21 protein-coding genes are annotated in these 22,169 nt (G+C 72.1%); 9 read left to right on the top strand and 12 right to left on the bottom strand.

Going from position 1 to position 22,169, the window contains the following annotated elements:
* Window positions 1-67: 67 nt before the first annotated feature.
* Window positions 68-271 carry a hypothetical protein gene (locus IF04_RS0104860; RefSeq protein ID WP_245654277.1) on the bottom strand — a complete coding sequence of 68 codons (204 nt, stop codon included), beginning with the start codon at window positions 269-271 and terminating at the stop codon, window positions 68-70.
* Window positions 272-517: 246 nt separating this feature from the next.
* On the opposite strand from IF04_RS0104860, the gene IF04_RS0104855 reads away from it, so the two are divergent.
* Window positions 518-1,411, top strand: coding sequence for a D-alanyl-D-alanine carboxypeptidase family protein (locus IF04_RS0104855; protein ID WP_030251416.1), 894 nt, complete (start codon window positions 518-520; stop codon window positions 1,409-1,411).
* Between the two features lie 137 nt (window positions 1,412-1,548).
* Here IF04_RS0104855 and IF04_RS0104850 read toward each other — a convergent pair whose 3' ends face one another.
* Both IF04_RS0104850 and IF04_RS0104845 read right to left on the bottom strand, forming a co-directional pair.
* Complete coding sequence (locus IF04_RS0104850) at window positions 1,549-2,724, bottom strand: adenosine deaminase (RefSeq protein WP_030251413.1); 1,176 nt, start codon at window positions 2,722-2,724, stop codon at window positions 1,549-1,551.
* Between the two features lie 117 nt (window positions 2,725-2,841).
* The gene (locus tag IF04_RS0104845) at window positions 2,842-3,597 is read right to left on the bottom strand and encodes a GntR family transcriptional regulator (protein WP_030251410.1); all 756 of its coding nucleotides are present in this window, start codon (window positions 3,595-3,597) and stop codon (window positions 2,842-2,844) included.
* A gap of 384 nt (window positions 3,598-3,981) precedes the next feature.
* Between IF04_RS0104845 and IF04_RS35510 the strand changes: the two genes are divergently transcribed.
* From IF04_RS35510 to IF04_RS0104820, 4 genes are all read left to right on the top strand, one after another.
* Window positions 3,982-5,544 carry an MFS transporter gene (locus IF04_RS35510; RefSeq protein WP_245654276.1) on the top strand — a complete coding sequence of 521 codons (1,563 nt, stop codon included), beginning with the start codon at window positions 3,982-3,984 and terminating at the stop codon, window positions 5,542-5,544.
* A gap of 43 nt (window positions 5,545-5,587) precedes the next feature.
* A complete protein-coding gene (locus IF04_RS0104830) occupies window positions 5,588-7,066 on the top strand; it encodes an FGGY-family carbohydrate kinase (protein WP_030251408.1) in 1,479 nt (492 codons plus the stop codon).
* Window positions 7,067-7,197: 131 nt separating this feature from the next.
* On the top strand, window positions 7,198-7,425 hold the full coding sequence (locus IF04_RS0104825; protein WP_030251405.1) for a DUF5133 domain-containing protein: 228 nt from the start codon (window positions 7,198-7,200) through the stop codon (window positions 7,423-7,425).
* A gap of 80 nt (window positions 7,426-7,505) precedes the next feature.
* Window positions 7,506-7,733 carry a DUF6480 family protein gene (locus IF04_RS0104820; protein ID WP_030251401.1) on the top strand — a complete coding sequence of 76 codons (228 nt, stop codon included), beginning with the start codon at window positions 7,506-7,508 and terminating at the stop codon, window positions 7,731-7,733.
* A gap of 29 nt (window positions 7,734-7,762) precedes the next feature.
* On the opposite strand, the gene IF04_RS0104815 is transcribed toward IF04_RS0104820, so the two are convergent.
* The 4 genes from IF04_RS0104815 to IF04_RS0104800 form a co-directional block, all read right to left on the bottom strand.
* Entirely contained in the window at window positions 7,763-9,532 is a 1,770-nt protein-coding gene (locus IF04_RS0104815; RefSeq protein ID WP_030251397.1) for a hypothetical protein, read from the bottom strand.
* Window positions 9,533-9,748: 216 nt separating this feature from the next.
* The gene (locus IF04_RS0104810) at window positions 9,749-9,931 is read right to left on the bottom strand and encodes a DUF2795 domain-containing protein (RefSeq protein WP_245654275.1); all 183 of its coding nucleotides are present in this window, start codon (window positions 9,929-9,931) and stop codon (window positions 9,749-9,751) included.
* A gap of 85 nt (window positions 9,932-10,016) precedes the next feature.
* Window positions 10,017-10,736 carry a 2OG-Fe dioxygenase family protein gene (locus tag IF04_RS0104805; protein WP_030251395.1) on the bottom strand — a complete coding sequence of 240 codons (720 nt, stop codon included), beginning with the start codon at window positions 10,734-10,736 and terminating at the stop codon, window positions 10,017-10,019.
* Window positions 10,737-10,798: 62 nt separating this feature from the next.
* Window positions 10,799-11,302 carry a metallophosphoesterase family protein gene (locus IF04_RS0104800; protein WP_030251394.1) on the bottom strand — a complete coding sequence of 168 codons (504 nt, stop codon included), beginning with the start codon at window positions 11,300-11,302 and terminating at the stop codon, window positions 10,799-10,801.
* An 81-nt stretch (window positions 11,303-11,383) separates the two neighbouring features.
* Here IF04_RS0104800 and IF04_RS0104795 point away from each other — a divergent pair, with 81 nt between their 5' ends.
* Window positions 11,384-12,625, top strand: a complete 1,242-nt coding sequence (locus IF04_RS0104795) for an ROK family transcriptional regulator (RefSeq protein WP_030251393.1) — start codon at window positions 11,384-11,386, stop codon at window positions 12,623-12,625.
* Window positions 12,626-12,635: 10 nt separating this feature from the next.
* Here the strand turns inward: IF04_RS0104795 and xylA are convergent, their stop codons facing one another.
* Window positions 12,636-13,799 carry a xylose isomerase gene (xylA, locus tag IF04_RS0104790; RefSeq protein WP_030251392.1) on the bottom strand — a complete coding sequence of 388 codons (1,164 nt, stop codon included), beginning with the start codon at window positions 13,797-13,799 and terminating at the stop codon, window positions 12,636-12,638.
* A gap of 115 nt (window positions 13,800-13,914) precedes the next feature.
* Here xylA and xylB point away from each other — a divergent pair, with 115 nt between their 5' ends.
* Complete coding sequence (gene xylB / locus IF04_RS0104785) at window positions 13,915-15,393, top strand: xylulokinase (protein WP_245654274.1); 1,479 nt, start codon at window positions 13,915-13,917, stop codon at window positions 15,391-15,393.
* Between the two features lie 76 nt (window positions 15,394-15,469).
* Here xylB and IF04_RS37120 read toward each other — a convergent pair whose 3' ends face one another.
* The 4 genes from IF04_RS37120 to IF04_RS0104760 all read right to left on the bottom strand — a co-directional run bounded on the left by IF04_RS37120 (window position 15,470) and on the right by IF04_RS0104760 (window position 19,946).
* Window positions 15,470-17,716: a caspase, EACC1-associated type gene (locus IF04_RS37120; protein WP_078599855.1), complete on the bottom strand. Its 2,247-nt coding sequence runs from the start codon at window positions 17,714-17,716 to the stop codon at window positions 15,470-15,472.
* 3 nt (window positions 17,717-17,719) lie between these two features.
* Window positions 17,720-18,130 (bottom strand): effector-associated constant component EACC1, encoded by a 411-nt coding sequence (locus IF04_RS0104770; protein ID WP_051830699.1) that lies wholly within the window; start codon window positions 18,128-18,130, stop codon window positions 17,720-17,722.
* 403 nt (window positions 18,131-18,533) lie between these two features.
* Window positions 18,534-19,268 (bottom strand): Mut7-C RNAse domain-containing protein, encoded by a 735-nt coding sequence (locus tag IF04_RS0104765; RefSeq protein WP_030251380.1) that lies wholly within the window; start codon window positions 19,266-19,268, stop codon window positions 18,534-18,536.
* Between the two features lie 15 nt (window positions 19,269-19,283).
* A complete protein-coding gene (locus IF04_RS0104760; RefSeq protein WP_037958279.1) occupies window positions 19,284-19,946 on the bottom strand; it encodes a TetR/AcrR family transcriptional regulator in 663 nt (220 codons plus the stop codon).
* 183 nt (window positions 19,947-20,129) lie between these two features.
* On the opposite strand from IF04_RS0104760, the gene IF04_RS0104755 reads away from it, so the two are divergent.
* Together IF04_RS0104755 and IF04_RS0104750 are read left to right on the top strand one after the other, a co-directional pair.
* On the top strand, window positions 20,130-21,680 hold the full coding sequence (locus tag IF04_RS0104755; RefSeq protein ID WP_030251372.1) for a long-chain-fatty-acid--CoA ligase: 1,551 nt from the start codon (window positions 20,130-20,132) through the stop codon (window positions 21,678-21,680).
* Window positions 21,681-21,753: 73 nt separating this feature from the next.
* Complete coding sequence (locus IF04_RS0104750; protein ID WP_030251370.1) at window positions 21,754-22,152, top strand: hypothetical protein; 399 nt, start codon at window positions 21,754-21,756, stop codon at window positions 22,150-22,152.
* Window positions 22,153-22,169: the final 17 nt, after the last annotated feature.

Below are 22,169 nucleotides of genomic sequence, written 5' to 3'. Positions count from 1 at the left end.
AGGAGACCTACTTTAACGCCAGTTCAACCAAATGAGATCGCCTCGTGGAGCGTACGGAAGCTACGGTTCAGTGCTCGTTGATCTTCGCCAGGCGGAAGGGGCCGGCGGCGCCGGGGCCGTACATCACCGGCAGGTCGTGGCCCTGCGGTACCACGACGAGCGGTTCGTCGCGGTACTCCTTCAGGAATCGTTCCAGCGGCTCCCAGATGAGGCTCTGGTAGCCGGACTCGCTCCGCTGGTGTTCGAAGGACAGGGTCAGTGCAGAGTCCATGACGGTGACGCTCACGCAGTTCACCTCCAGCCATGCACCCCCGATCCAGGCTTCAAGCCGCACGTAGGACATGGCGCACAGCCTGCCTCGTCCGGCACACCGCTCGCAATCAGCCACGGCGGGTCCCCGACGCGTGTGCGAAGGGTGACGGCTCTCCGGTGCGTGCATCCATCGCTGCGACTCGTGCGTCTCATGAGTGAGCGGCACTCTCATGTGACCGCACGGCAGGGTAATGGAGTACACGACTTGAAAAACGGCATCAACGGCATGCGTCGCGTGTCCGCGGTCCTCGTGACCACGGGAGCCGTCCTTGCGGCCGGGGCGTTCGCCGCTCCGGCGCAGGCCGCCACGCTCAAGACGCCCACGATCACCGCCAAGGGCGGTTACGTGATGAACAACGGCACGGCGAAGAGCCTGTTCACCAAGGCCGCGGACACCCGGCTCTCCACCGGGTCCACTACGAAGATCATGACCGCCCGGGTGGTGCTCGCGCAGCCGAACCTCAACCTGGATTCCAAGGTCACGATCCAGAAGGCGTACAGCGACTACATCGTCGACAACAACTGGGCCTCGTCGGCCCGGCTGATCGTCGGTGACAAGGTCACGGTCCGTCAGCTGCTGTACGGGCTGATGCTGCCGTCCGGCTGCGACGCCGCGTACGCGCTGGCCGACAAGTTCGGCAGCGGCTCCACGCGGGCCGCGCGCGTGAAGTCCTTCATCGGCAAGATGAACTCGACGGCGCAGAGCCTCGGGCTGAAGAACACGCACTTCGATTCGTTCGACGGCATCGGCAAGGGCGCGAACTACTCCACGCCGCGCGATCTGACCAAGATCGCCAGCAGCGCGATGAAGTACTCGACGTTCCGCACGGTCGTGAAGACGAAGTCCACCAAGCAGAAGGTCACGACCAAGAGCGGTGGCTACCGCTACATGAACTGGTCCAACACCAACAACCTGCTCGGCAGTTACTCGGGCACCATCGGCGTCAAGACCGGCTCCGGCCCGGAGGCCAAGTACTGCCTGGTCTTCGCCGCCACCCGCAGTGGCAAGACGGTCATCGGCACCGTCCTGGCGTCCTCCTCGGTGGCCAACCGCACCGCGGACGCGAAGAAGCTGATGGATTACGGGTTCAAGAAGTAGCCGCGGCAGTACGCGTGCAGTAGGCGTACAGCACGGTCGGGCCGGCGTCGGGGAGTTCCCGGCGCCGGCCCGGCGCTGTGCGGGGCGTCGCTGTACGGCGCGGTGCTGTGCGGGGCGGCGCTGTGCGGGGCGTCGCGTCAGGCCGCCGCCGCGCCGTCGCGGACCGGGACGTGGCCGAGGGCACGGGAGCGCAGGCGCGCGTAGCCGGGGCGGATCACCTCGTTGATGAGCGCCGCACGCTCGTCGAAGGGCAGGAAGGCCGCCTTGGCCGCGTTGACCGTGAACTCCTCCAGCTCCGCCGGGCCGTAGCCGAACGCGGTGGCCAGGTGCTGGAACTCCTGGGTCATCGTGGTGCCGCTGACCAGCCGGTTGTCCGTGTTGAGGCAGACGCGGAAGCCGAGCCGGCGGAGCAGCTCGATGGGGTGGCCGGGGTAGCTCGACGCGGCGCCGGTCTGCAGGTTGGAGGTCGGGCAGACCTCCAGGGCGATCCGCATGTCGCGTACGTAGGAGGCGAGGCGGCCGAGGCGGACCGAGCCGTCGGCGGCGATCTCGATGTCGTCGGTGATGCGGACGCCGTGGCCGATGCGGTGGGCGCCGCAGCGCAGGACGGCCTCCCGGATGGACTCCATGCCGACGGCTTCACCGGCGTGCACGGTCACCCGGGCGCCCTCGCTGCGGAGGTGGTCGAACGCCTCGGCGTGGCGGCTCGCCGGGTTGCCGATCTCGCCGCCCGCGATGTCGAAGCCGGCCACGCCGCGGTCGCGGTGGGCGACGGCCAGCTCGGCGATCTCCAGCGCGCGGTCGGCGTGCCGCATGGCGCAGAGCAGCGTGCCGACGCGGATGCGGTGGCCGGCCACCGCGGCCCGGCGCTCGCCCTCGCGGAAGCCGGCGGTGACCGCGTCGACGACCTCGTCCAGGGTGAGGCCGGCGTCGAGGTGCTGCTCGGGCGCGAAGCGGACCTCGGCGTAGACCACGCCGTCGGCGGCCAGGTCCTCGGCGCACTCGGCGGCGATGCGGAAGAGCGCGGGCGCGGTCTGCATGACGGCGCAGGTGTGCGCGAACGTCTCCAGGTAGCGCTCCAGCGAGCCGGAGTCCGCGGCGTCCCGGAACCACTCGCCCAGCGCGGCGGGGTCGGTGGTGGGCAGCGCGTCGTATCCGGCCTCCGCGGCCAGTTCCACGACGGTCTGCGGGCGCAGGCCGCCGTCGAGGTGGTCGTGCAGCAGGATCTTGGGCGCCTGGCGGACCAGATCCTCGTCGAGGGGGTGCGTGGGGACGTGGGGCAGTGCGTGGGTGTACTTGTCAGACAGCGTCATGGGGTCGGAGTATGACATGGCTTTCTGAGTGGGAGCGACCGTGTCTCATGAGCCGGGCCCGGGGCGGCAGGTGCGCTGCCTCCCCGGGCCCGTGAGTGCGCCCGCCGCCCCGGCCGGTCAGCGGGCCTGCCACACCGGGAGGGCCGGTGCGCCCGGCGGCAGCATGTGCTTGGCCGCGAGCAGCGGGGTGCGGTCCAGGCGTACGACCTGGATCACCAGGACGGCGGGGGAGTCGGCGGGGCGGCCGAGCTGCTCGCCGCGCTGGCGGCCGAGCGTGGTGGCCACGATCGTGCTGCTGCCCGTCAGCGGCAGCGCGCGCCCGGCCTCCAGCAGCAGCCGCAGCATGGACGAGTGCTTCGCGGCGGGCCCGTCGAACGCCTCCGCCGCCTCCGGCAGCAGCTCGGCCAGCGTCTCGTCCCGGGCCGCCCACTCCTGGGTGAGGCAGGCCGGCAGGCCGCCGACCTCGATCAGGCTCTCCCAGAAGCGCACCCGGCTGGTGCCCGGCAGCAGCAGGTGCTGGGTGGAGAAGTCGGTCGGCTCCTCGTAGGCGCGGGCCAGCGCCGTGGTCACCGCGTGCCCGCCGTCGCTGAGCAGCTGTTCCACCGGCTTGAGGTACTCGAAGCCGCGCGGCGGGAGGTGCGGGCTGACCGTGCGGCCGACTCCGCGCCGTACGGTGATCGCGCCGTCCTCCTGCAGCAGGATCAGCGCCTCGCGCAGGGCGGGGCGGCTCACCCCCAGCTCGGCGGCGAGCCGCGGTTCGGTCGGCAGCGTGGAGCCCGGGGGGTAGGTGCCGTCCCGGATGGCCTCGACCATCCGCTCGTACAGCGCGACGACCGGCCGCCGTCGTGGCGGCGGAGGTTGTCTGCCGGGCATGTTCGTCTCCCTGGGGCCGTGGTCCGACGTCGTCACCCGTCGTGGGTGGCGGCCCGCGCACTCGCGTGGCCGCGCGGACCCCAGTTTCGCACCGCGGTAAGCGGCCGTGAGCAGCGCGAAGGGGAGCGGTAGCAACCGCAGCGCCGTCGGTGGCGATCTTCAGGCGAACTCTTGACACCCCCTGGAGCGCGGGGTAGACCAGACCGCACGACGCGTTCCTGTCTGACAAGTGACGCCGAACGAGCGTCGCCGACGCCATGCGACGCCGAGAGCGTCGCTGACGCCCACGTGCGTGCCGAGTGCCCCGTGCAGCGAGCCGTGACCCGGCCGCACCGGGGTTCGCCGCGCTCGCACGCCGCCTCCCCCTCAGCCCCAGGAGCCGTCATGCCTCTCAGGAGCCTCGAGCGCGCCCGCACCGCGCCGCCCGCCACGCCGCGCTTCCTGCTGCCCTCGCTCGTGCTGGCCGTCCTCGGCTACCAGATCAACGCCACCATGCTCAGCCCCGCGCTGCCCGACATCGCCCGCCGGCTGGACACCTCCAGCAGCCTGGTCGGCCTGTCGCAGACGCTCTTCTTCCTGCTCGCCGCCGTCGGGCAGGTCACCCTGGCGCGCCTCAGCGACTACCGCGGGCGCAAGCCCGTGATGCTGCTGTGCGGCGTGCTGCTGATCATCGGCAACCTCGCCTGCGCCCTGGCGCCCGACATCTCCGTCTACCTCGCCGGGCGGATCCTCCAGGGCGTCTCGGCCGCGATGTTCTCGCTCTCCTTCCTGACCCTCAACGATCTGCTCCCGCCCGCCGGATTCGGCCGCGCGGCCGGCATCATCAGCGCCGTCAACGGCGGTTTCGCGGGCATCGACGCCATCGTCGGCGGCCATCTCGCCGACACGGTCGGCTTCCGCGCGATCTTCCTCGGCGGCCTGGTGCTGTCGGTGGTGGGAACGCTGGCGGTGGCCCGGTACGTACCGGCCGTGCCGCCGAAGGCCGCCGGCACCATGGACTGGCTGGGCGCGGGGCTCCTCGCGCTGGGCCTGTCCGGTGTCCTCATCGGCCTGGCGCAGGGCTCCGGCTGGGGCTGGACCTCGCCCGCCACCCTCGGCTGCGTAGTGGGCGGACTGGCCGCGCTGGCGGCGTTCGTCCTCGTACAGCGGTCCCGCTCGGCGGGTGGCGACTCGACCGGCAGTGACTCCGCCGACGGCGCCGGTGCCGGCACCGGCACGGACTCCCGTACGGGTGCCGCGGACGCCCCCGCCCGCCCCCGCATCACCGCCGTCATCGACATCCGGCTGCTCGCCTCGCGCCGGGCATGGCCGCTGCTGCTGACCGTGACCCTCACCCTCGCGGGCGCCTTCGGCGCGCTCGCGCTGACGATCCCGCTCTTCACACAGGACCCGCTCGCCGGTTACGGGCTGTCCGCCACCCGGTCCGCGCTGCTGTACGCGACGCCTGCCGCGGCGATCGGCGTGATCGGTGCCCCGCTCGCGGGGTACTTCGGGCCGCGCATCGGGTGGCGCCGCGTCGCGCTGATCGGCTCGGCCGGTTCGCTGCTCGCCTTCGCCGTCGCCGTGCCGTTCCGGTCCGAGCCCTGGGTGCTCTTCGCCGCGCTCGCCGTACTGGGCCTGACGTACAACGGCATCAGCATCACCGCGCTCAACGGGCTCGCCGTCGTCTCCGCGCCCAAGGACCAGCAGGGCGCGCTGACCGGTCTGACCGGCGCCTGCTTCGGCGTCGGCGCCTCCCTCGGTACGGCCCTGGCCTCCAGCCTGATCACCTCGGCCGGCACCGAGGGAGTCACCGGCGCCGCCGCCTACACCGGCGCCTTCGTCGCAGCGCTCGCCCTGCTGGCCCTCGCCATGGCGACGGCCCTGGCCATCAGGCCGGTACCGGCGGGGGAGACGAACGGCGAGGGAGCCGGTGCCACGGAGCGGGCGCCGAGCATCCACCTCTGACGCGGCTCCTGAAGTGCCGGGCCGATTCTGCCAATGTGTGCCCATGGCACTCAACGCAGTCATCGGTGTCGACATCGGCACCTCCAGCAGCAAGGGCGTCCTGGTCGCCCTGGACGGCACACTGCTGCGCTCGGCGGTCCGCGAACACGCCGTCGACCGGCCGGCACCCGGACACGTCGAGATGGCCGCCGACGTCTGGTGGACGGAGTTCGTCTCGCTCGTCCGCGAGCTGACCGCGGACGGCGGAGCGGACGTGCGCGCCGTCGGCGTCAGCGGCATGGGCCCGTGCGTCCTGCTCACCGACGCCGACGACGTACCGCTGCGCCCCGCGATCCTGTACGGCGTCGACACCCGCGCCACCGAGCAGATCGCCCGGCTCGAACACCGCCTCGGTGCCGACGAGATCAGGGCCCGCTGCGGCTCGGGACTCAGCAGCCAGGCGGCCGGCGCGAAGATCGCCTGGGTCGCGGACGAGGAGCCGGAGCTCTTCGCCCGCGCCCGCCGCCTCTACATGCCCAGTTCCTGGCTGGTCCGCAAGCTGACCGGCAGCTATGTCCTGGACCACCACTCCGCGAGCCAGACCACGCCGCTGTACGACACCGTCGCCCGCTCCTGGTACGCCCCGTGGACCGACTTGATCTGCCCGGATCTCGAACTGCCGCCGCTGCGCTGGTCCGGTGAGGCCGCCGGCACGGTCACCGCCGAGGCCGCCCGGCTTACCGGACTGCCCGCGGGCATCCCCGTCATCACCGGCACGGTCGACGCCTGGGCCGAGGCCCTGAGCGTCGGCGCGCACACCGTCGGCGACCTGATGCTCATGTACGGCACAACGATGTTCCTCGTCCACACCGTGCCCGGCCTGCTGACCGCGCCCGCGCTGTGGAGCACGGTCGGCGCCCTGCCCGGCACCCGCAACCTCGCCGGCGGCATGGCCACTTCCGGCGCCGTCACCTCCTGGCTGCGCGACCTCTGCGGCGCGCCCGATTACGCCGACCTGCTGCACGAGGCCGAGAAGTCCGGCCCCGGCGCCAACGGCCTGCTGATGCTGCCGTACTTCGCGGGCGAACGCACCCCCGTCATGGACCCGCAGGCCCGCGGCGTCATCGCCGGCCTCACCCTCTCCCACACCCGCGGCGACCTCTACCGCGCCGCGCTGGAGGCCACCGCGTACGGCGTCCGGCACAACATCGAGGCCATCGAGGCCGTCGGCGGCGACATCCGGCGGGTCGTCGCGGTCGGCGGCGGCACCCAGGGCCGGCTGTGGACGCAGATCGTCTCCGACGTCACGGGCAGGCCACAGGAGGTGCGCACCACCTCCATCGGCGCCAGTTACGGCGGCGCGCTGCTCGCCGCCCAACTCCTCGGCGACGCCTCGGCCGACACCTGGAACCCGGTACAGGAAACCGTCCTACCGCAGCCCGGCCCCGCGGCCCATTACGAGGAGCTGTACGCCCTGTACCGCGACCTCTACCCGGCCTCGGCGGACGTCGTGCACGCCCTCGCGGCCCACCAGACCCGCTGATCAGCCCGTCGATTTCCGTACGGGAAATCGACGGGCATGGGGACACGGGTGACGGGTAGTCGGGGGGTGGTGAACGCTACGCCTGCGGACGGCTGATTCCGCAGAGGGAAGCAGAGGGAAGGAGCCCGACCATGCTGATGGCCCACTCCGCGATGCTGCGCAATCTCATCGACCAGTACGAGGCGCTGGCGGTGCTGAATGCGGAACGCGGCACCGACGAGGTGCGCCAGCGGATGGACGACCTCGCGTATCTGCTGTGCATCAGCACCGGCACGGCCGACGTGGACAGCGCGCTCGTGGCCGCCCGGCACCGGCTGCCCGGCGCCCGTATGGAGGACGACTCCCTGCTCACCGCGTGACCCCGGCGGGGCGGTGCCCCGCCGGTGCGGTACGGCCGTGGTAGATGTTGCGTGCCCCGCGCCGTGGACAGGAGAGGCGTATGACCGAGCAGAATCCGGACCCGGACCCGCGGCGGACCCCGGGCCTGGAGCCCGGCGGCGGCGTGCCGCCGGGCGAGACGCCGCCCGCCGAGGGCAGCACGCCCTGGGCCGGCCCGCAGGAGACCTACAACCCCCCGAAGGGCTGGGGCAAGGGCCCGCTGATCGCCATCGGCATCGTCGTCCTGCTCTGCGTCGTCTTCTTCTTCGCCTTCGCGTTCCTGGTGTGACGTTTCCGGGCGGCCTTGCGCGTGATCGCTCAGGGGTAGGAGAGCACCGTTGACGGCACCGTGTCGGTGCCCGACGTGGCGGTCCCCGTGTCATTGATGACGTGCTCGAACTGGCCGTGGCCGCTCAGGGAAACGACGAGCAGGTCGTGGAACTTCACACCGGGCGTGCGCGGCGCCGCGAAGCCGTGGTCCTGGCGGATCGTCGGGTCCACGTTGTAGTAGCAGTAGCTGCCCAGGCCCCAGCCCTCGTGCGTGGTGACCGAGTCGGCGACCTTGTACGCGGCGTAGCCCTTGATGCTGCCGTTCTGAATCGCGGCCTGGTTCGGCGCGTCGTACGCCTTCTCGTTCTGGAAGAAGATCGTGCGGCCGCGCTCGCCCCGCCACTCCACGTCGTACTTGTTGAAGTGTTCTACGAAGAGGCCGGTGGCGAGGACGTCGGCGCCGTTGACGCGGACGCCGTAGTCGGCGCGGTTGGTCTCCCAGCCCACGCCGTCGCCGTGGTCGGCGCGCCAGACCCAGGTGTGGTCCACGATGGTGTGGTTGCTGTTGATGACCATGCTGGTGGTGGCCTTGCCGGCGCCCGCGCCGCCGATCCGGATGAACACGTCCTGGACGGTTGTCGGGTTGGCGGCGTGGTCCGCCGAGGCGCCCTCGGGGCCGATCTCCAGCAGGGTGGCGGAGTTGACCGGCCCGGCGTCGATGAGGAAGCCGGCCAGCCGCACGCCGTCCACGTCGGCGACCTTCAGGGCCGGCACGCCGTTGTCCGGGATGAGCGTGGCGTAGCCCAGGCCCAGGACGACCGTGTTGGCGCGCTTGACCTCGACGGTCCGGTCGAGGTGGTGGATGCCGGGGGTGAGCAGCAGGTGGAGGCCCTGGTCCAGCGCCTGGTTCAGGGTCGCCGCGCTGGTCCCGGGCTTGACCACGTAGAACTGGTCCAGCGGCAGGGACGTGCCGCGCGGTGCGCCGCTGCCCCAGGTGGTGCCGCGCGCGTTCGTGCGCTTCTCGGGGAGGAAGACCCGGTACGCGTCGCCGTCCAGGTAGAGGAAGGGCTTCTCGCGGGAGACCGGCGTGGTGTCCAGGGTGGTGTACGGCGGGTCGGGGAAGCTCTGGGCCGGGGCGCCCTCGACGCCGGAGAAGACCATGTTCCAGACCGCGTTGGTCCAGCCGCCCACCGAGCTGTCGCGGGTGTACCACTGCTGCTGCGAGTACGGCCCTACGGTGCCGTCGACGCGGCTGTCGGCGATATAGCCGCCGCTGGCCCAGCCGTAGCCGTCGGGCGCGAGGTTCAGCCCGCCGCGGATGTGCATCCGGCGGAACGGCGCGGCCTGCGCGACCGCCCACCGGTTGGTGCCGCTGACCGGGGTGAGGGCGAGGTTCTCCGCCGAGCGCCAGAAGTTCTGCGTCGCGTTGCCGTCGAACCAGCCCGCGTCCACGGTCACATCGCCGTTGATGGAGGTGTCGTCGGGGGAGAGGCCGAGGCCGGCGATGGAGGTGTAGAAGCCGAGCTGCGCGTTGAGACCGTGGTACGTGCCCGGCTTGAACAGCAGCGCGTACCGGCCGGTGCCGAACTGCGCGCGCTCCTGCTGCCGGAAGATCTCGTCCAGCCTGCCCTGGATGCCGGGCGTGGACGGGTCGAAGACGAGGACGTTCGGGCCGAGATCGCCGCCGCCGGGGAGCGGGTCGGCGGTGGGTGCCGCGGGCGCCGCCGGGGCGGCGGAGGCGGCGGTGGCGAGGGCCGGGAGGCCGGCCGCGGGGAGCGCGGCGGCCATGGCGGCCAGGACGGAGCGGCGTGCGGGCATGGCGACTCTCCTGCTTCAGGAACTGAACGGTGGGGTTTCCTGGGAGCGCTCTCTTGCCCGACGAATGTTCAGTACGTGAGGACACACCGTCAAGAGGTACGGACCAACTCGCCCGTAGGTAAGGGGGTTTGACGGCTGTGGCGTTCGTGGGTTGATGACGCGACGGAGCCGGCCGCTGTGGGGGCGGCCGGCTCCGTCTGCGCGAACGGCGCGGTGCTACTCCTTGCCCACCTCCCTGTTCACGGCGGCGGGCGACTCGTAGTCGGTCTCGGGCAGCTTCTTCAGCGCGCCCATGATGTCCTTGCTCGCGCCGTGCTGCTCCGCCTGCCGCATGATCTCGTCCTTGGAGGCCGGGTAGTCGACGCCGCCGAGGCACTTCTGCATTTCGATGGGATTCACCTTGTTCTCCATGCGCTGTGGGTTCCCGGTGGCCTGCTTCCCACGGCGCGCGGACGTGATTATTCGCCCCGATGGAGCAAGAAATTCAGGACGCTGTATAGGTGACGACGAGGACATCTCGGCGGGCGGGCCGGCCGGTGTCCACCGGCCGAATGGGGGAGACCCCGTGCAAGGTGCTGCGGTCGTCGGAGAGCAGCAGGGCCGCCGGCTCCCGCAGCGTCGTCGACAGCACCTCGCGGCCGTCGGTCGCGTACACCGTGCTCTGCCCGCCGGTGGCGTTCTCCCGGCTGATGAGCAGCGAGGTCACCAGCGTCACGCCGTCCCGGTGGCGGCCCTCGGGAGTGGGCTGCCCCTCGCCGTCGGCGGCGGCGCTCACCCGGAAGGGGTGCACTTTGACCTGCCACCGCTCCGGCCTCGCCAGCGCGTCCGCCGCCTTTCCCAGCAATTCCAGCAGCGAATGCAGGACAGGGTCGGCGAGGAATGCGTCGGTCAGCGGGTCGAAATGGCGGTCCTGCGTTTCGTAGAGGTGATTGGTGCCGGCCGGCTGCAGGAAAGGCGTATGGGGCTGGAGCGACCGTTCGCCGGTTTCCGGGTCGACGGTGAAATGGCCGTACCGGCGCAGCCTGCGGGTGCCGCGGGACGCCGCGTACGGGTCCGGCGACAGGTCTTCCCAGTGCGCGGCGAACCGCGCCCAGCCCTCGGCCCCGCCCGGCAGCGCGGCCCGCACGGCGGCCGGGGGCATGAGGTGGGCGCCGGTGGCGGCCAGTGCGGTACGGGCGGCCTCGATGTGGTCCCTACGGTCCATGCCGCCATGATGGGCGGCTCTTCCGGCGGCTGCACGTCGATGCCCCGTTACGGAGCCAACGTTCAGCGGCGCGGAGGCAGCCGGTGCAGCTCCACTTCGCTCAGCCGCCCCTCCGCCGCGGTCACCGTCATGTACGTGCAGTACGGCTCGCGGCGCCGGTCCGTCGGGGAGCCGGGGTTGAGCAGCCGCAGGCCGCCCGGCGCGACCGTGTCCCAGGGGATGTGGCTGTGCCCGAAGACCAGCACGTCGAGGTCGGGGTAGCGCTTGGCGCACCGGCGCTCGCGGCCCTGCGCCGCGCCGGTCTCGTGCACGACACCGAAGCGCAGCCCGCCCAGCTCGGCGCGCGCCACCTCCGGGAGCCGGGCCCGCAGCTCCGGCCCGTCGTTGTTCCCGTACACGCCGATCACCCGGCGGGCCCGCGCCTCCAGCAGGTCCAGCGTCGCGGCGTCCACCCAGTCCCCGGCGTGCAGCACGGCGTCGGCGCGCTCCAGCTCCGCGAGGAGCGGATCCGGCAGGACCTTGGCGCGCTTGGGCAGATGGGTGTCGGCGGTCAGCAGCAGACGCACCGGGCGGCCTCCCTGGGCGGACGGGCTCGTCACGGTACACCTGGAGCCCTCCCCGGCACCGTCGCATAGGCTCACCGGGCGATGAAGAACACTCAGGTGCCGCCGGCGGCCAAGGCGGACAGGTCGACCGTGCGGCGGCACAACCTCAGCCTGGTGCTGCGGGTGGTGCACGACGAGGGCGAGGTCACTCGCGCCGCGGTGGCCGCGCGGGTGGGGCTGACCAGGGCGGCGGTGTCCTCGCTGGTCGAGCAGTTGCTGGCGGGCGGGTTCCTGGTCGAGTCGGGCAAGACGTTCAGCGGCCAGGCGGGCCGTCCCGGCACCGTGCTGAAGGTCGCGGGCACGGGCCCGGCCGGGCTCGGCGTCGAGATCAACATCGACTACGTCTCGGTGTGCGTCGTCGACCTCGCGGGCACCGACCGGGTACGGCTGACCACCCACCTCGACAACCGGGGCGCGTCCCCCGAGGAGGTACTGGACCGGGCGGCCCGGATCGCCGCGCGCACGCTGGAGTCGGCCGCCGAGCAGGAGCTGCGCCCGGCGGGGGTGCGGCTCGCGGTCCCGGGCCTGCTCTCCGGCGGCACCGTGCGCCAGGCCCCGAACCTCGGCTGGCACGGTGTGGCGGTGGAGGAGATGTTCGGCCGGGCGCTGTCCCGGCTGCGGCCCGCCGGCCGCCCGCTGCCGGTCGGCTCCGACAACGAGGCGAACAGCGCGGCCCTCGCCGAGCTGTGGTTCGGCGGCCTGGACCGGGTGCGCAGCTTCCTGTACCTGACGGGCGAGACCGGCGTCGGCGGCGCGCTCGTACTGGACGGTGAACTGCTGCGCGGCGCGCACGGTTTCGCGGGCGAGATCGGGCATGTGGTGGTGGACCCGGACGGGCCCGAGTGCCGCTGCGGGGCGCGCGGCTGCCTGGAGCAGTACGCGGGCCAGGCCGCGCTGTTGCGCAACGCCGGGCTGGAGCCCGGGGAGGGCGGGGCGCCGGCCGTGACGGAGCTGGAGCGGCGGGCCCGGCAGGGCGAGCCGCGCGCGCTGGCGGCGATCGAGCAGGCCGGGCGGCAGCTCGGGCTGGTGCTCTCCGGCGCGGTGAACCTCTTCGACCCGGACGCCGTGGTGCTCGGCGGCAGTTACCGGCTGCTGATGCCGTGGCTGGCGCCCGCCACCCGCGCGGAGCTGGCCCGACGGGTGGTGTCGGGCCTGTGGAGCGCGGACGGCGGGCGGCTGCGCGCCTCGTCCTCCTCGGGCGACGCCGCGCGGGGCGCCGCCGCCCAGGTCGTACGGGAGGTACTGGCGGACCCGCTGGCGTACACGGGGGGCCAGTCGGGCTGAGGAGCCTCGTTCAGCGGACCGCGAGCAGGTGCTCCATCGCGAGCTGGTCGAGCCGCTCGAAGGCCATCGAGCGGCCGGCGGCCGCCGCCACGTCGAACTCCTCGTACGCGGTGCGGTCGGCCCGCAGCGCGGCGAGGCCGTCGGCGGCGGTGGGCTGCGCGAGCTCGTCCAGCCGGGAGTCGCGCAGCGCCTGCTGCACCTCGGGGTCGGCGCGGAAGGCGGCGGCCCGCTCGCGCAGGATCAGGTAGTTGCGCATGCAGTTCTTCGCGGACTCCCACACTCCGTCGAATCCGTCGGTGCGCACCGGCTTGAAGTCGAAGTGGCGGGGGCCCGCGTACCCCGCGGTCTCCAGCAGGTCCACCAGCCAGAACGCCTGCCGTAGATCGCCCGCGCCGAAGCGCAGGTCCTGGTCGTACTTGATGCCGTTCTGGCCGTTGAGGTCGAGGTGGAAGAGCTTGCCCGCCCACAGGGCCTGCGCGATGCCGTGCGGGAAGTTCAGCCCCGCCATCTGCTCATGGCCGACCTCCGGGTTCACGCCGAACAGTTCGGGGCGCTCCAGCCGCTCGATGAACGCCAGCGCGTGGCCGACGGTGGGCAGCAGGATGTCGCCGCGCGGCTCGTTGGGCTTGGGCTCGATGGCGAAGCGCAGCCCGTAGCCCTGCTCGGTGACGTACTCGGCGAGCAGGTCGAAGGCTTCCTTCATGCGGTCCAGCGCGTGCCGGACGTCCTTGGCGCCGCCGGACTCCGCGCCCTCCCGGCCGCCCCACGCCACATACGTCTCGGCGCCCAGCTCGGCCGCGAGGTCGATGTTGCGCATGGTCTTGCGCAGTGCGTAGCGGCGCACGTCGCGGTCGTTGGCGGTGAAGCCGCCGTCCTTGAAGACCGGCTGCGTGAAGAGGTTGGTGGTCGCCATCGGGACCTTCATGCCGGTGGCGTCCAGCGCGGCGCGGAACCGCTTGAGGATCGCCTCGCGCTCGGCGTCCGTGGACCCGAAGGGGATCAGGTCGTCGTCGTGGAAGGTGATGCCGTACGCGCCGAGCTCCGCCAGCCGCTCGACGGACTCCACCGGGTCCAGCGCGGGCCGGGTGGCCACGCCGAACGGGTCGATGCCGGTCCAGCCGACGGTCCACAGGCCGAAGGTGAAGCGGTCCTCGGGGGTGGGGGTGTAGCTCATGGGGCACCTCTCTTGCGTCGCACCTATTAGTAAAGGCAGAAAACAAATTAGTATGCGGCGCAGTCGCGGGGAAGCCCCCACGGCGGACCGACCGGAAATGTGTGAGGGAGGAAGCGTGCGCGGACAGCAGCGCGTGGTCATCGGGGTGGACAGCTCGACCCAGGCCACCAAGGCCGTCGTCGTCGACGTCGGGACCGGCCGCATTCGGGGGCAGGGGCGCGCCCCGCACACCGTCACCGGCAGCGACGGGGCCCGGGAGAGCGACCCGGAGGCGTGGTGGAGCGCGCTCGGCGAGGCCGTCGCCGCCGGGCTGAAGGAGTCCGGCGCCGAGCCGTCCGCCGTGGCCGGTATCGCCGTCGCGGGCCAGCAGCACGGCCTCGTCGTCCTGGACGCGGCCGGGCGGCCGCTGCGGCCCGCGCTGCTGTGGAACGACACCCGCTCGGCGCCGCAGGCCGCGGCTCTCACCGAGGCGCTCGGCGGCCCGGAAGCCTGGCTCGCCCGTACCGGATCGGAGCCCGTCGCCTCCATGACCGCTACCAAGTGGCAGTGGCTGCGGGAGCACGAACCGGCCACCGCCGACGCCGCAGCCGCCGTCCGGCTGCCGCACGACTTCCTCACCGAACGCCTCGCCGGTACGGCCGTGACCGACCCCGGCGACGCCTCGGGCACGCTCTGGTACGCCACCGCGACCGGCGCATACGACCCGGAACTCCTCGATCTCGTCGGCATGGAGGCCCGGCTGCTGCCCGAGGTCGCGCCGACCGGCGCCACCCGCGTCGGGGCGCTGACCCCGGCGGCGGCCGAGGCGCTCGGGCTGCCCGCCGGCATCCCCGTGGCCGCGGGCACCGGCGACAACATGGCCGCCGCCGTCGGCCTCGGCCTCGGCGGCGCGGGACTGCTCGACCACCCTGTGGTCAGCCTCGGCACCTCCGGCACCGTCTTCGCCGCCAGCCGCACCCGGCCCGCCGCCCCCGGTATCGCCGGGTTCGCGGCCGCTGACGGTACGTATCTCCCGCTCGGCTGCACCCTGAACTGCACGCTCGCCGTCGACAAGATCGCCGCGCTGCTGGGGCTGGACCGCGAGGACGCCGAGCCGGGCGGGGCGGCGGTCCTCCTCCCGTACCTCGACGGCGAACGCACCCCCGACCTGCCGCACGCCTCCGGGCTGCTCACCGGCGTCCGCCACGACACCACCCCGCGGCAGCTGCTCGGCGCGGCCTACGAAGGCGCGGCGTTCACTGTGCTCCGCGCGCTGGACGAGATGTTCCGCGCCTGCGGCCTGGACCCGGCGTCACCCGAGGTGCGCGACCGTCCGCTGCGGCTGACCGGCGGGGGTGCGCAGGGCCGGGTCTGGCGGGACACCGTACGGCGGCTCTCCGGCCGCCCGGTTATCGTGCCGCACCACACCGAACTGGTCGCGCTCGGCGCCGCCGCGCTGGCCGCGGGCGCGGCGACCGGCGCCGATCCCGTGGGGATCGCGGCCGGTTGGGGCACGGGGGAGGGCGAACCGCTGCCGGCCCTGCCGCGCGACCGGGCGGCGTGGGACCGCATCGAGGACGTACTGGACCGGGCGACACCGTCGCTGCTGAGCTGAGGCGGCGGCACGTGTCGGTGCGCCCCGGGCCGGCACCGCAACGTCGCGCCAGTTCAGCGCAGGAAGAGAGGCGTAGCTACGACGCCACGGCGCAGAGAATCCACGCTTCGGCCTCTTCGAAGCGGCCCGCGTCCTTCAACAGGAAGACGAGGTTGCGCATGGCCACGGTGTCGCCGGCTTCGACAGCTCGGCGGCACCAGGCTTCGGCCTCCTTGACCTGGCCCTCCTCCTTCAACAGGAAGACGAGGTTGCGCATGGCCACGGTGTCCCCGGCTTCGGCGGCTCGGCGCCACCAGGCCTCGGTCTCCTCGCTCCTGTCCGCCTCTTCCAGGAGTACGTCGACGCGTCCTTCGAGGTCTGGTTCTTCGTCGACTCGGCGGTACCAGGCCTCGGCCTCCTCGGCCCGGTCTGCCCTTTTCAGTTGAGCTCCGAGGTCGGTGTCGGCGCCTTGTGCTTCGGCGACTTCGCGGTACCAGGCGTCGGCCTGCTCGAGCCGGTCCATCCCCTCCAGCAGGACACCGAGGCCGGCGTCGGCGAACTCTGCTTCGGCGATTTGGCGGTACCAGAAATCGGCCTCCTCGCCCCGGCCTTCATCGTCCAGCAGGACACCGAGGCTGAACATGGCGCGGGTGCTCCCGGCTTCAGCGGCTCCGCGGTACCAGTGCTCCGCCTCCCCGACCCGGTTGTCCTCGTCCAGCAGGACACCGAGGTGAAACATGGCGCGGGTGTTCCCGGCTTCGGCGGCTTGCCGGTACCAAGCCTCCGCTTCCTCAATCCGTTTCGCCTTGTCAAGCATGAGGCCGAGGTTGACCGCGCTCCGGCCGTCCTCGTCCAGGAGGGCCCCGAGCTTGACCATGGCATCGGTGTCCCCGGCCTCGGCGGCTCGGCGGTACCAGGCTTCCGCCCCGCTGTTCCGGCCCTCCTCGTTCAGGCGGACACCGAGGTGGAACATGGCATCCGCATCACCGGCTTCGGCGACTCGGTGGGACCGGGCTTCCACCACTTCCTTCTGGGCTGTTCCCGCCCACATGGCCCGGAGCTTGGCCATGGCGTCGGTGTTCCGGGCTTCGGCGGCTCGGCGGAACCAGGCTTCGGCCACCTTGTTCCGGCCTGTTGCTTTCAGCAATGCCCCGAGGTTGGCCATGGCGTCGGTGTTCCCGGCTTCGGCGGCTCGGCGGAGCCAAGCTTCCGCCCCCTTGCTCCGGCCTGTCTGCTTCAGCAGGGCCCCGAGCTCGACCATGGCATCGGTGTCACCGGCCTCGGCAGCTCGGCGGAACCGGGCTTCATCGGGCACGTTGTTTCCGACGACGTCCCGCGCGTTGATCACGCTGCCTTGCCGGCCACCCGAAATGGTGTTGCGCGTGGCCTCCGCCGGCTGCGTACTCGTTCCGTGCCGCCGGCCTCCGGCGACGGTGCGGCAGGCGGTGGGATGTTGATGTTGAGGTCGTGGTTCCCGCCCCTGAGCCGGGCCAGCAGGGGAAGGCGAGGAGGGCGGCTGCTGATTGGTGGCCGGCTGTCGCCTCATGAGAGGGCCTGCGGTCGACGGGGCGGGACCGGGGGGAAGTGGTGTGGGCGGGCGGGGAGTCCACGATCGGACAGCGCGGTTGCGGGCGAGGGCGATGAATACTCCCGTGTCGCGGCTGCGTTGCTCCGGCAAGGGCCGGGCCTTCGCCCTCAAGTTGCCTTTGAGATGTTGGTACAGGCTGATCATGTCGATCGGGTCCGGTGCGTCGGGGATGCCCTCAGACAGTGCAGTGATCAGTTCACCAGTGAACGCCGTGTACGTCTCTCCCGGTGGGGCCAGCGCCATGCGCGTCGCGCTCGAAGCGGTGAGCACAAAGGAGCCCTCCACCCTCGCGTGGTCGGCGAGGCGGTCACTCGGGCTCATGTAGCCGGCCAGTGCGCGTCCGCTGTAGCAGCAGTCCAGGATCACCACGGTGCGCAGGGCACCAGCCTGCAGAACCTCATGTCTGAGGGAATCGTATGGCAGCGCTTTGTACTCGTTTTCGCGGTCCGACTGTGGCAGGGCCAGACACAGTTCGTCGCGTCGATCGATGAGACCATGCCCGGCGTAATAGACGAGTAATGTGTCCGAGGATCTGCTTGCGGCTTCTTTCACCGCGTCCAGAACCTGCTCGGCACTCTCCGGCTGGGCGAGCACGGTGCAGCGGTCGGAGGGCAGACCCCACACTGCGGGGTCGGTCAAAACCTCGCGCAGGCCGTCCAGGTTGTAGGCGACTGCGGGTAAGTCGTCCAGATGCCTGTACTTGTGCACGCCTATCAAGACTGCTGCTGAGCGGGCCGGGTCCGCGAGACCGGGCACCGGCTACTCCACGTTCCCTTGATCCGGGTCATGGTTGTCGTCGGGACCAGCGGTGTCCCAGGCCTTGAGGATCTGTTCGACGACCTCTGGCGAGGCGCCCTGGACGGTGACGGTTACGCCGTCTCGTTCCAGCCGCACCTCGGGTGGGCTCGAACGTGATCCGCGCCAAGCAGCGACGGCGACCAGCAGGCTGCCCAACGCGATGGTGTTGCTGACGACGACATTGACAACCTCCAGCGGCCCGCCCATGCGCCCTTGGCCTGGTTGTGCAGGTGCGGTGGACACCTTGGCTCGCCCACGGAGTTCAGGGTCCATGACGAGCCAGCGGTACAGCGACATCGCATGGTCGGCAGGGTCAGTGCCCCGCGCTTCTTTGTCGTTTGCACCCTCTACACACGTAAGACGAACCTCCACCGGCTCGGCTCCCCCTCGCTCGCACTGATCAGCAACGATGCACCATAGTAGAGATGATTGCCCCGCACAGGCGTTTCCCAGCTGGGGGCTCGCCGCGGAGTCAAGCGGAAGCGGTAGGGCGTGCAGCAAGTGCGCGGCACCAGCCGAAGCCGTGTGCAACGCGGCGGCTCGGAAGCGCTACCGGTCATGCCGCGCCGCGCTCCCCGAGGCGGCCCGTGGTCGAGGGTCGTGTCCGCGAAGTCAGGGGAGCCAGAGCTCTAGGCAGTGGTTACTCCCAGGGCAGCCTTCTGCCGCATGTTCGCGCATTTCAGGGCGCGCTGGATGCAGGGAAGCCGAGTCCATGACCATGGAACCGACCCGGCCCTCCGACATCGCGAGCCGGGCCCGGCTCGTCGGGCAGCCCCTAAGCCACCGCGTCCCCGAACTCCCGTACCGCCTCGTCCACGATCGTCTGCAACTGGGCGTGGTGCGCCCCGCGCCAGTACACCCGGCCGCAGGCGGTGCACTGCGCGAACACGTCGTACGTGCGCCGCGTGCCGTGCTCCAACTGCTCCCGCACCGACTCCTTGTCCGCGTCCTTCAGCTCGCCGTTGCACGCCGTGCAGCGCGTCCACGGGGCCAGCCGGGGCGCGAACCTGCCCAGTACGTCCCGGAGTTGTTCCTCCGGGCGGTCGCTGTAGACGAAGCCGCCGGCCCACAGCTCACGGCGGCGCAGCAGCCCGCGGTCCCGGGAGAGCAGTACGCGGCGCTGCGCGGCGGAGCGGGCGGCCAGCTCCGGGTCGCCGATGTCCTCGCTCTCGTACGCCGCGTCCACGCCGAGCAGCCGCAGCCGCCGTGCGAGCGTGCCGAGATGGACGTCGAGCAGGAAGCGCAGCGGTGCGCCCGGCACCCGCTGCGGCCGCTCGACCGGCCGCACCTCGACGCTCTCCCGCTCCCGGGGCACGTGCGAGACCGGCTGCGCGCGGCCGTCGACGAGCAGTGCGCCCACCTCGGTGAGCGGCACGCCGAGCGATTCGACGATGTGGCCGAGCGTGGACGACCCGTCGGTGACGAAGGCGGTGGGGCCGCCGCGCCGGCCGGCAGCGGCGAGAACCCGCAGCTCGGGGGCGAAACTGATGGTGATCTCCGGACCGTTCACCCCCACAGCATGCCATCACCGCGACGCGTCGGACCGGGGATTTTCCGCCGTGCCGACGACGCGCGCGTACTGGGCTGCCAGCCCCTCCAGCAGCGCCTGCAGGCCGGTCTCGAAGGCGCCCTCGTCGACCGACCGCTGGTGCTGGGCCAGCAGATGGGCCTGGTCGAGGTGGGGGTACGTACCGGCGTAGAGGTCCGCGTCGGTGGGGAAGCCGGCGGCGAACGAGCCGAGGGCCGAGCCGGTGATGAAGTACCGCATCGAGGCGCCGATGTGCGTGGCGTGCGCGCGCGGCCAGCCGGCCGCGACCAGGCCGCCGAAGACCGCGTCGGCCAGCCGCAGGGAGTTCGGGCGGTGGGCGGAGGGGCGCATGAGGGCCGGGACGAGGTTGGGGTGGCCGGCGAGGGCCGCGCGGTAGGAGCGGGCCCAGTCGCGCAGCGCCGTACGCCAGTCCAGGCGGCCGAACATCGACAGGTCGACCTGGCCGACGACCTGGTCCACGAGCGCGTCGACCAGCTCGTCCATGGTGCGGAAGTGGTTGTAGAGCGAGGGTCCCGTGACGCCGAGGACGGCCGCGAGCCGCCGCGTGGACAGGGCCTGGAGCCCCTCGTCGTCGACGAGCCGCAGGGCCGCTTCCATGATGCGGTCGCGGCTGAGCAGTGGTTGGCGCGGGCGGGCCACGGCGCATCTCCTCGGCAGGTCGGCGGGACGTGGACCTTACACGGTGGGTGCCCGGACGGTCGCGGAGCACCTCTTTTCAGCGGCATGACGGCGGAGTAAGGTGCGAAAAACTTGCACCGCTAGTTTATGAGTAGCGGGCGCGTCGTACACAGCGTCGTACACGGCGAACAGGAGCATCCGCACATGACCACCCTGTCCCTGGCCACGATCCTCGCCGAGGCCGCCCGGCGCCGTCCCGATCACCTCGCGCTCGTCGAGGGCGAGCGGCGGATCACCTTCGCGGAGCTGTGGCGGCAGGCCAGGACCCAGGCGGCGGCGCTGGGCGCGCTCGGCGTGCGGCCCGGCGACAAGGTCGCTCTGATGGCGCCGAACACCGCCGAATTCCCGCGCGCCTACTACGCGATCCTCGCCGCGGGCGCCGTCGTGGTCCCCGTACATCTGCTGCTCTCCGCGGGCGAGGTGGCGCACGTGCTGCGCGACAGCGGCGCGAAGCTGCTGCTCTGCCACGCGGACCAGGCGGCGACCGGCGGCGAGGCCGCGGCCGCCACGGACGCGCGGATGGTCACCATCGGGCCCGAGGTACGGGTGCCGGGTGCGGACGGCCGGCTGGAGGACCTGGCGGAGACCGTGGAGCCGCTGCCGACGTACGTCACCCGCGAGGCCGAGGACCCGGCCGTGGTCTTCTACACCAGCGGCACCACGGGCGTCCCGAAGGGCGCCGTGCTCACCCACCTCAGCCTGGTCATGAACGCGACCACCAACGCCTTCGACTCCCACGAGGTGCGGCCTGACGACATCACCTTGGGCGCGCTGCCGCTGTACCACACCTTCGGGCAGACGGCGAGCATGAACTCCTCCTGGCGGCGCGGCGCGACGCTCGTCCTGCAGCCGCGCTTCGACGCCGCCGCGGCCCTGGAGCTGATGGTGCGCGAGGGCGTCAACACCTTCCAGGGCGTGCCGACCATGTACGTACGGCTGCTGGAGGCCGCGGGCACGGCCGCTGAACTACCCAAGCTGCGGCGGTGCGTCTCGGGCGGCGCCTCGCTCCCGGTACCGGTGCTGGAGAAGTTCACCGAGGTCTTCGACACGGCGGTGTACGAGGGGTACGGACTCTCCGAGACCTCCCCGACCGCGGCCGTCAACCAGCCGGTCTTCGGCACCCGCGCGGGCACCGTCGGCCACGCGATCTGGGGCGTGGACGTGGAGATCGCCGCGCCCGAGCCCGCCGACCGCATCGACCTGCTGCCCGCCGGCGAGCTGGGCGAGGTCGTCGTGCGCGGCCACAACGTCTTCGCCGGCTACCTCGGCCGCCCCGAGGAGACCGCGGCAGCGCTGGTCGATGGATGGTTCCGCACCGGCGACATCGGCACGAAGGACGCCGAGGGGTTCCTCAGCATCGTCGACCGCAAGAAGGACCTGATCATCCGGGGCGGCTTCAACGTCTACCCGCGCGAGGTCGAGGAGGCGCTGCTGCGCCACCCCGGCATCGCGGAGGCCGCGGTCATCGGCCTGCCGCACCCCACGCACGGCGAGGAGGTCTGCGCCGTGCTCATCCGCGACAAGCACGCGGACGCGGCGCCCACCGCCGAGGAGATCATCGACTGGTCCAAGGAGCGGCTGGCCAAGTACAAGTACCCGCGCCGCGTCGAGTTCGTCGACGCCTACCCGCTCGGCCCGAGCCACAAGGTGCTGAAGCGTGAACTCCGGAAGCGGTTCACGGACCGGTCGGCCTAACCTCGGACGCAGCGCCGCCCGCAGCGGGAGAATGGCGGCGGCACACGGCCGTCGACGGACTGCGGGGCGAGCGATGCGGACAGGGCTGCTACGGATGGTGGGCGCGGCGACCGCCGTGTACGGCCTGGCGGTGACGGCCCGGCCGGAGCTGCTCGCCCGACCCTCGGGACTGGCGGACGCGGGCGGCCGGGTGGCCGAGGCGACCCGCGTCTCGCTGCGGCCACTGGCCTGGCGCGACGCGGCGAGCGGCGCCGCGTTGGTCCTCGCGCCCGAGGGCCCGGCGCTGCGGACGGCCGCGCTGGTCCGGATCGCCGCCGACTTCGGGGACGCGGCCCTGCTCGGCGCCACGCTCCCGGACCGGTCCGCGCGCCGGATGGCCGTCGCGGTGTCGGTCGGTTGGGGCGCCCTCTCGCTGGCGGGGCTGCTCGCGCCCGCCCCGCGGCGGCCGCGCCGCGTGCCCGGCCGGGCGTAGCGCACCCGCCGGGCGGC

The organism is Streptomyces violens (genome assembly GCF_000717745.1).
GTDB lineage: Bacteria > Actinomycetota > Actinomycetes > Streptomycetales > Streptomycetaceae > Streptomyces > Streptomyces violens.
The sequence above is the reverse complement of the archived record's forward strand: the minus strand, read 5'-3'. Positions and strand labels throughout refer to the sequence as shown.

Bases quoted from the DNA above. Each gene is read 5' to 3' on its own strand.
- xylA (WP_030251392.1), bottom strand. From the start codon at position 13,799: ATGAGCTACACCCCCACCCCCGAGGACCGCTTCACCTTCGGCCTGTGG.
- IF04_RS35510 (WP_245654276.1), top strand. From the start codon at position 3,982: ATGCCTCTCAGGAGCCTCGAGCGCGCCCGCACCGCGCCGCCCGCCACG.
- IF04_RS0104815 (WP_030251397.1), bottom strand. From the start codon at position 9,532: ATGCCCGCACGCCGCTCCGTCCTGGCCGCCATGGCCGCCGCGCTCCCC.
- IF04_RS0104755 (WP_030251372.1), top strand. From the start codon at position 20,130: ATGACCACCCTGTCCCTGGCCACGATCCTCGCCGAGGCCGCCCGGCGC.
- IF04_RS0104820 (WP_030251401.1), top strand. From the start codon at position 7,506: ATGACCGAGCAGAATCCGGACCCGGACCCGCGGCGGACCCCGGGCCTG.
- IF04_RS0104795 (WP_030251393.1), top strand. From the start codon at position 11,384: ATGAAGAACACTCAGGTGCCGCCGGCGGCCAAGGCGGACAGGTCGACC.
- IF04_RS0104805 (WP_030251395.1), bottom strand. From the start codon at position 10,736: ATGGACCGTAGGGACCACATCGAGGCCGCCCGTACCGCACTGGCCGCC.
- IF04_RS0104860 (WP_245654277.1), bottom strand. From the start codon at position 271: ATGGACTCTGCACTGACCCTGTCCTTCGAACACCAGCGGAGCGAGTCC.
- IF04_RS0104845 (WP_030251410.1), bottom strand. From the start codon at position 3,597: ATGCCCGGCAGACAACCTCCGCCGCCACGACGGCGGCCGGTCGTCGCG.
- IF04_RS0104850 (WP_030251413.1), bottom strand. From the start codon at position 2,724: ATGACGCTGTCTGACAAGTACACCCACGCACTGCCCCACGTCCCCACG.
- IF04_RS0104750 (WP_030251370.1), top strand. From the start codon at position 21,754: ATGCGGACAGGGCTGCTACGGATGGTGGGCGCGGCGACCGCCGTGTAC.
- IF04_RS0104830 (WP_030251408.1), top strand. From the start codon at position 5,588: ATGGCACTCAACGCAGTCATCGGTGTCGACATCGGCACCTCCAGCAGC.
- IF04_RS0104825 (WP_030251405.1), top strand. From the start codon at position 7,198: ATGCTGATGGCCCACTCCGCGATGCTGCGCAATCTCATCGACCAGTAC.